The following is a 7,556-nucleotide window of genomic DNA, read 5'->3' as shown; positions in this document are numbered from 1 at the left end:
TATTTTTGTTTCCGTCATAGTTGTAGTCATAACTATTCTCTGTGTTTCCATTACTTACATGATCCAACGTAACTAATTGCAAGCCCTCATACGTATAATCTGTAGTCATTGGTGATGCACTATTCAATGACGATTGTTGTAACATACCGTTGGTGTAGTATGAATAAGTGGCATTGACTTCTGAACTACTACCTACCGTTTTCAATCGATTCATATTGTCATACGTATACGTTGTCTCTCCACCAAACGGACCAGTCATCGTTGTACGATTTCCATTGTCATCATACGTATAAGATAACGTTAATCCATCTGAATACGTCATCTCAAGGAGTTGCCCCGTGTACTCATCATATTGATAACTTGTCGTACCTGTAGCATCATCCATCGTGAGCCTTCGACCCATATCATCATACGTATACTTTATTGTTTCATCTTTGCTTACTCGTCGCTCTAATGCATCGCGCTGGTTGTGAGTGTAAGTAAAGTCATTTCCATTACGATCGACTTGCTTTGCTATATTACTATTTTCATCATAGTAAAACTTCTCTACTTGTCCTTTAGGATCTTTCTGCTCCATTAATCGACCTAGCTCATCGTACTTTTTCTGTGTTGTATTCCCATCAGGATATTGAATCTGAGTAAGATGACCACCCATATCGTATTTATAACTTGTCACTTACAAGCAAGTTATGCTTAGTAAATTTCTATGCAGTGTTACAATTTTGCTTAATCAGGTCACCTTCTTCTGTAGAATCAGCACAACTTAAGCAGCCTGGTAGATCTGGGAATTCAATTGAAATTCCATCAGGAGCATATGAAAATATAGCATAAAATGATGATACTCTTTTCATGTTATATACCTGCCTGTTTTATTATGGTTTTATAAGTCCCTACACTAATTGTTTTTATTCCTTTATTTGGTTAAATTACTATTCGTCCATTAGGACCCACTGCTTGTCCTTCCATATGTATAACGTCACCAGATTCGATTATCCAATCACCTGTTATATCATTCACTTCAAAATTAACAGATGTTTTTGATCTAGAACAATTTTATATAATAGTAAAACGGGAAAGTAGAAATGACTCTTAGGGATACTAGCAGGATTAAAAAAAGGGATGAAAAATTTATGTGATCAATCTAAGAGAAAAATCACTTTGAATCTATCTATGACCACATCAGCACTGCTCAAAACCGAGCAAATTTATATTGTGTAGTCATTTTGGGGACATTCTATCTTACTAATGTATCTTATTTGATCCAATACTAGTATAATAGTACATATTCTAAAATCTAGGAGATAGAATATGTTTTTTTTATATCGACACAAATTTTTCTTTGGTGCATTTTTTTTATCTGTTTCTATAGCTACATTAACGTTTACAAGTTCATTGTTTTTTATCTTCACACCTATTATTTTATACATTATGATTATCAGTAATTTTTATCATGTTAACAACTTAATCATCACTCAATATTTTTTATTTGTCCCTTTTAAACAGATTAGCATTATCGATATTACTAGGATACGCAAAGTATATCTTATTAGAACAAATGTAGTTACAACAATAGAAATTCGTAAAAAAATGGATGATTGCTCCTATGAAGTCCTTCTAAAAAACGGTAAATCGTGCAATGTCGGCAGCTATTATCATATCAATCAACAGAAAATAACACTTGGTGAATATTTAATTGAAAAGTACCACCTTCCAGTTGAAATTGTCAAGAAAATTAGTACTGAAGATAGATAGTAATTACATAAATCAGTTTTTCGAATCAATTACAGTAGTACCTGCAACTATTTGATAAAAAATAACAATAATACTTATAAATATGCTACCTGACCTGATCAAGAATCATTATATAAACATAGGTTAAATCATAGTACTTTGATTCACTATCCACACTTGCATAATATAACTCAACATTAATATACCTTGAGTTATTGCTTGGATCATTACAAGCTCATGCATGAAAACACTTCTCAATTGCTGGTTCAGGATCAACGTAAATCCACGGGTTGTTACCTATGACTCAAACAAAAGATCATCTAATTTTCAAAATGCATATTACTTTTCTTTAATATATTTTATCTGCTCCTGAATAAAATATATTACCAGTGCTACACCACTCAAAATAGAACAAGCAGCTACATAAATAAAATTAGGATATTGAAATGTTGATCTACCCCCTCCTCTTGAATAAACTGTCATTTCTCCAGTTGTTAAACCTTCTATTAGCCCTTGTATGCCATTATAAATAAAATATATACCTAAAAAACAAATTAATATCTTAACTATATTATCACCCAAATAATTCATAGATTTTCTCCCATTTACCTAGTTAATCTTCGAAATTAATCTTCGAAATTAATCTTCGAAATTAATCTTCAACCAGTAACATAGGTATATTTTTCGTTGAACATTTTGTATTTTCATCCTACAGCTAGTTATTTTTTTGATATACAGAATTAAATCAATGAATATGTGCTATCTTTTGGAGAAATACCTGATCTGACTCCATATAAAATATGTAATAATCAATATACCTGAAATGAGATATCTTAGTGAGACAGATTTTGAATCAGGATATTCATAAGTAGTCTGAGTACCAATTCCACCTCTAGAAATTATTGATATTTCACCATATACAAATCCAGCTATACCTTTTACGAAGATGTAAATGCCAAAAAATAAAATTAATAGTTTTAAAATATTTTCCCCTAAATATTTAATACAACCTACTCCTTTTTATAAAGTATATTTACCAACTAAGCATCAATCTTAAAATCATTATCATCAATTAGAGTTCCTGCCTTGCACAGCACAGATTATAGATGGAAGTAAAGAAGCATTGCATTCTAATAGTAGCCCCATTTTTTTCATTGTATCATAATTTATTCGTTAAACTAGAAGTACTACCCTTTTCACAAATCGTTTCTCCAAAACATATAAAAAACCAGTGAAAGTGTGCGATGTTACACCTTCACTGGTTTTAATTTAATTATTTATAGTTTCAATTCTATTCTTATTAAATTTCATTTAATAGTTCTAGTAAGTTATATAACATTGTAGCTGCATGCGCTCTAGATGCATGTTCCTCTGGAGCAAACGTACCATCTTCATTACCAGAAATGATACCAAGCGCATTTGCAATTCCTACGCTTTCTTGTGCAAAACTATTCACTGTATCTGCATCGGTGAAAGCAAGTTCAGCATCCACACCTTCTGATACAGAAGCATCTTTATAATCCAATGCACGTATGATCATCGTAACCATTTGTTCGCGTGAAATTTTCTCATTTGGATTAAATTGTCCGTCTCCTACACCAGCCACAATACCTGCACGATAAGCAGCTTCAATCTCCAACGCTGCCCAAGACAAATCTTCTGAGATATCATTAAATGTCTGCTCGTATTCCGATACGGATAGTTGTAGAGCACGTGCAATTAATACCGCAAATTGAGCTCTAGTCACTTCTTCTTCTGGAGCAAATTGCTCTGCACTGACACCAGCTATGATACCTTTTGAGGCTAATACGCTGATAGCTTCTTCTGCCCAATGTCCCTCAACATCTTGGAATTGAACCTCTGGTTTCTCTACCTCTGTTACTTCTTCCACTGGCTGTTCTACTTCTTCATCTTTTGTAGATGTCGGTTGTTTATCATCATTAGATGATCCTGGATTAGACCCTCCTCCTGGGTTAGATCCTCCACCTGAACCATTGCTTCCTCCATTGTTCCCAGGGTTTGAATTGTCTTCAGAAGTGAACACTCTCTTCATATCTGTGTTTCCTGCATAATCTTGTGCGACTACATATATTGATGTTCCTTCTTCTATCGCTTCATTAAATACGTAAGAAGCAACGCCAGTCCCTAATTGTATAGGCTGTCCTACAGGAGTGGATGTCTCATTGTCAATAGTCAATATGGAGTATTGTGCAGTACCAATACCATAATCTGTACTACTAAAAGTAACTGTATTCGTATTTTCATTGTATTCTGCTTCTAAAATAGGTGCTTGCGTATCTACAACTACAGGCATTTGAAATTTTTGTAAACTTTTTCCTGACATACCAATCGTAGCAGATAGTTCATAGTAATATTTCCCGTTTGGCACTGGTATACCGTTAACTGTTCCATCCCATGCAAAATCTAGCGATAAATGAGCTTGTGGATTTCTTTCATCCGCATCATAAAAATGTTTTCTCATATATTCTCTATTATTAAGGTCTACAATCACCTTACCATTGCTATCTAAAATATGGGCATTTACTGTTCTAGCATTTCTCAGCAATGTAAAGTACGGCGTTATATCTTCATATAAATTATCACCGTTAGGAGATATAGCAATCAACGATTCTTTAAATTCATCCTTTATCGGATCATATCCTAAATAAACCGTTTCACCTGTGATATCTCCAACCATACCAGATACTCCATAAAATGAGCCGTTATTATAACGCATTTCGTCGAATATAGGAGCGTCATTCCAATCCCCTTTAAACCCAACATATGGTAAAGATATTTGTGGATTCGTTCCATCATCGTGAACGTCTTTTAACGTCACAAATCCTTCAACCCAATATCCATTAGGAAATTGCTTCACTATATCGTTAGAAACATTTCTTAAATCAATTTCAATCTCAAATGTAGTGCTACCATTACTTGGTACTGTGATTTCTTCATAGTCGTATACAGAGTTAGTAACTGTAGTGTTATTTATGGAGACTTCTGCTCCTGGAAGATTAGTAGGTTCTAAAAGAGTATAGCCTGTTCCTTGTGATTCTGCATACTTATCTGTTTGGATGTTAGCATACACTGCATACGTCACAGAGTCCGCACCATAATTCGTTGCTTCTAATTTAAACTTAGCTATATTCCCATTTACTTCTTTTAAAGCAACTTTCGCTTCTTTCGTTGATTCCTCAGTGACAATGACGTTTGAAGTGATAGCAGCATGCAAGTTCATTAAGCCAGCACCTTGCGAACGTGGTGAAATAGAGTATACACCGTCTGTCACTGATATTGCCGTATTCATCATAATGTTTTTCGCTGTATTGATTCTTTCAGCGGAAGAATTATATGAAAAAGTCTTATCTACGTGTTCCAACACAAGTGCTGCTCCTCCTGCAACGTGTGGTGCAGCCATAGAAGTACCGCTCATTAATCCGTATTTATTCTCTTCTAAAGTGGAATAAATTTGTCCACCTGGTGCAGTAATTTCAGGTTTGAAGTCTAGATTTGGTGTCAAACCCCATGAAGTAAAGGTCGACATCTCGCCTGCAGCAGCATTGACAACAGTCACTTTGTCACCAGTAAAGCTAACATCCATTTCTCCATTGTGCTTCAAAATTTCAGTTTCTAGTTCATTACCTTGCGTAACACTTAATGTTACCATTGGAATAGTAGGGTTATCTAGCGCCATACTTACAAAATCACCGTGTCCCGCCGCTCCTCTAACAATGACACCTGCTGCACCTGCTGCTTCAGCTTGTTCTTGAATTTTCGCATAGAAAAACCCACCTGTTCTAACAACGAACACTAACTTCCCTTTAACATCTTTTCCAACATATTTATCTGGTTGTCCGTCACCAACGTATATAGCCTTTACTGTGTTTTTACCAAACAATTCTTCGGGATCTGGAGTATCTTGCTTTTTGTATCCAATAGAAAGCGAAGATCCATCAGCAAAAGTAGCTTCTAATTTATCTACATTAACATGTGTATTTTCATATGATGCTACTTGTAGTGTCTCATAAGTTATACCAGGAGAACCTGATACACCATAGTCTGGGTTAGATGAATAAGGTAAGTCCCAACCATTACCAAAGTATGCAGAGTTACCAGCAGAAACAGATACAAATACACCAGCATCTACCGCTCTTGTTACCGCAGCATTCAAGGGATCATCTGCATCAACAAAACCTGCTGTTGATCCTAAACTCATGTTGATGACATCTGCTCCAAGATAAATAGCATCATCAATTGCTTTAATAATGATATCATCTGATGCTAATGCATCTGGTTCATTTGGAAATACTTTCATACCCAATATTTGTGCATCAGGAGCTACCCCTTTGATTCCACCATTATCTTCATCTCCATTTGCAGCTACCGTACCAGCAACGTGCATACCGTGATCGTTACCAGTATCTAATATAGTATGACTATTCTCTGCATAATTATATGCATAAGGTACTTTCGTAGTATAGTATTTTCCTGGCAGATGACCATTCTTAGATTCTACTTCAAATTCATCCAATTCGTATTGTGTTCCTGAATCTAATTTCATATCTTGGTGATCAGGATCAATGCCAGAGTCAATGACTGCTACGACCATTCCTTCACCAGTCAATCCGTAACTCTTCCATACTTGCTGTGCTTCTACAATGTCTTTACTTGTCAACATTTCAGGCTTGACTTTAGGACGCTCGTAGGTTTTTGCTATGTATACTTTCTCTACATTTGGAAGACTTTCAATGGTTTCAATTTCACCAAATTCAACCTCTCCACTAAATCCATTCATAACGGTTGTGTATTGATGTTCCACATTAATATCAATATTCTCTGATTGTATTTGACGCTGAACTTCGTTTTGTTCAGATAATCTTTCTTCTTCTAGATCATTTTTAGTTCCTTCGGATAATTCACTGTATGCCACGCCCATTTGTTGAGCTTTCATTAATACAGGTTGTTCCTTTAACTCAACAATAACTGTAACCGTCTCATCTTCTTGATAGAATTGCTCTGGTAGCGTAAGTTCTTGGTTACTTGATAACATTGCATTAACTTTTGACGTGATATCATCTTCTACCGAAGCTCCTGCAACAAAACTACCATTACCAAAAATAAGAGCAAAAATTAATAAGACATACATACTTTTATTCCATTTTGACATGACATTCTCCCCTTTTATGTTTGTTATGAAGCATTCATTGTGTAAAGCATAAGATAGTTAGTTTACATTCCACCCTTTACCAGAGATGTAATAACAAATGAATCTTGGAATTCGTTTTTTCTAGCAATTGCTAGTGTTGTCGCATTGTACCTCCTTCCACTGTCAAATAAAAAATCATATTATGGCATGATTATAAGAAATGTGTCATATTTAGTAGAATTACATAGATTATTCATCTTGTCAATTTATATTTATAGCAAATATTTATAATTAATGAAATAAAAAGTATAAAATAAGATATTTTATATATAAATAATTACTTAAAAACTCTGTATAATCCTTTTATAGTGCATAATATTTATTTTTTCATTTACACACCAAATTCAGGTGTAAAATTTCAAAAAAAAATCTTCAATATTCTCTGAAAAGAACATTGAAGATGCATGCATTAACTTTATTATATACCGTGAAAAGAGCTGATGGGCTGACAACCAGTAACACTGAAAAAGGGAGAATAACGTTACTTCAGACATGATCCCTTTACTTACTCCAACGCTTCAATTCGTTGTGCTAGCATCGTTAATTGTTGCTTTATTTCCTGATTTTCCTCCTGTAACTGCTGCATTTTGATTTTCATTTTACGCTGCTGTACATA

2 protein-coding genes and 1 pseudogene are annotated in these 7,556 nt (G+C 34.5%); all 3 read right to left on the bottom strand.

Features of this window, described 5'->3' with window-relative positions:
- A pseudogene (locus D1Z92_RS16915) lies at positions 1–676 on the bottom strand (type IV secretion protein Rhs); the annotation flags it as partial.
- A gap of 1,394 nt (positions 677–2,070) precedes the next feature.
- The gene (locus tag D1Z92_RS16905; protein WP_128896859.1) at positions 2,071–2,322 is read right to left on the bottom strand and encodes a hypothetical protein; all 252 of its coding nucleotides are present in this window, start codon (positions 2,320–2,322) and stop codon (positions 2,071–2,073) included.
- Between the two features lie 709 nt (positions 2,323–3,031).
- Positions 3,032–6,901: a S8 family serine peptidase gene (locus tag D1Z92_RS16900; RefSeq protein ID WP_128896858.1), complete on the bottom strand. Its 3,870-nt coding sequence runs from the start codon at positions 6,899–6,901 to the stop codon at positions 3,032–3,034.
- Positions 6,902–7,556: the final 655 nt, after the last annotated feature.

Origin of the sequence: Longirhabdus pacifica (assembly GCF_004115085.1) — a bacterium.
In the GTDB taxonomy this organism is placed as follows: domain Bacteria; phylum Bacillota; class Bacilli; order Paenibacillales; family DSM-105158; genus Longirhabdus; species Longirhabdus pacifica.
The sequence above is the reverse complement of the archived record's forward strand: the minus strand, read 5'-3'. Positions and strand labels throughout refer to the sequence as shown.

What these genes read in the sequence shown, in the direction of transcription:
- D1Z92_RS16900 (WP_128896858.1), bottom strand. Translation starts at nt 6,901, where the DNA reads ATGTCAAAATGGAATAAAAGTATGTATGTCTTATTAATTTTTGCTCTT.
- D1Z92_RS16905 (WP_128896859.1), bottom strand. Translation starts at nt 2,322, where the DNA reads ATGAATTATTTGGGTGATAATATAGTTAAGATATTAATTTGTTTTTTA.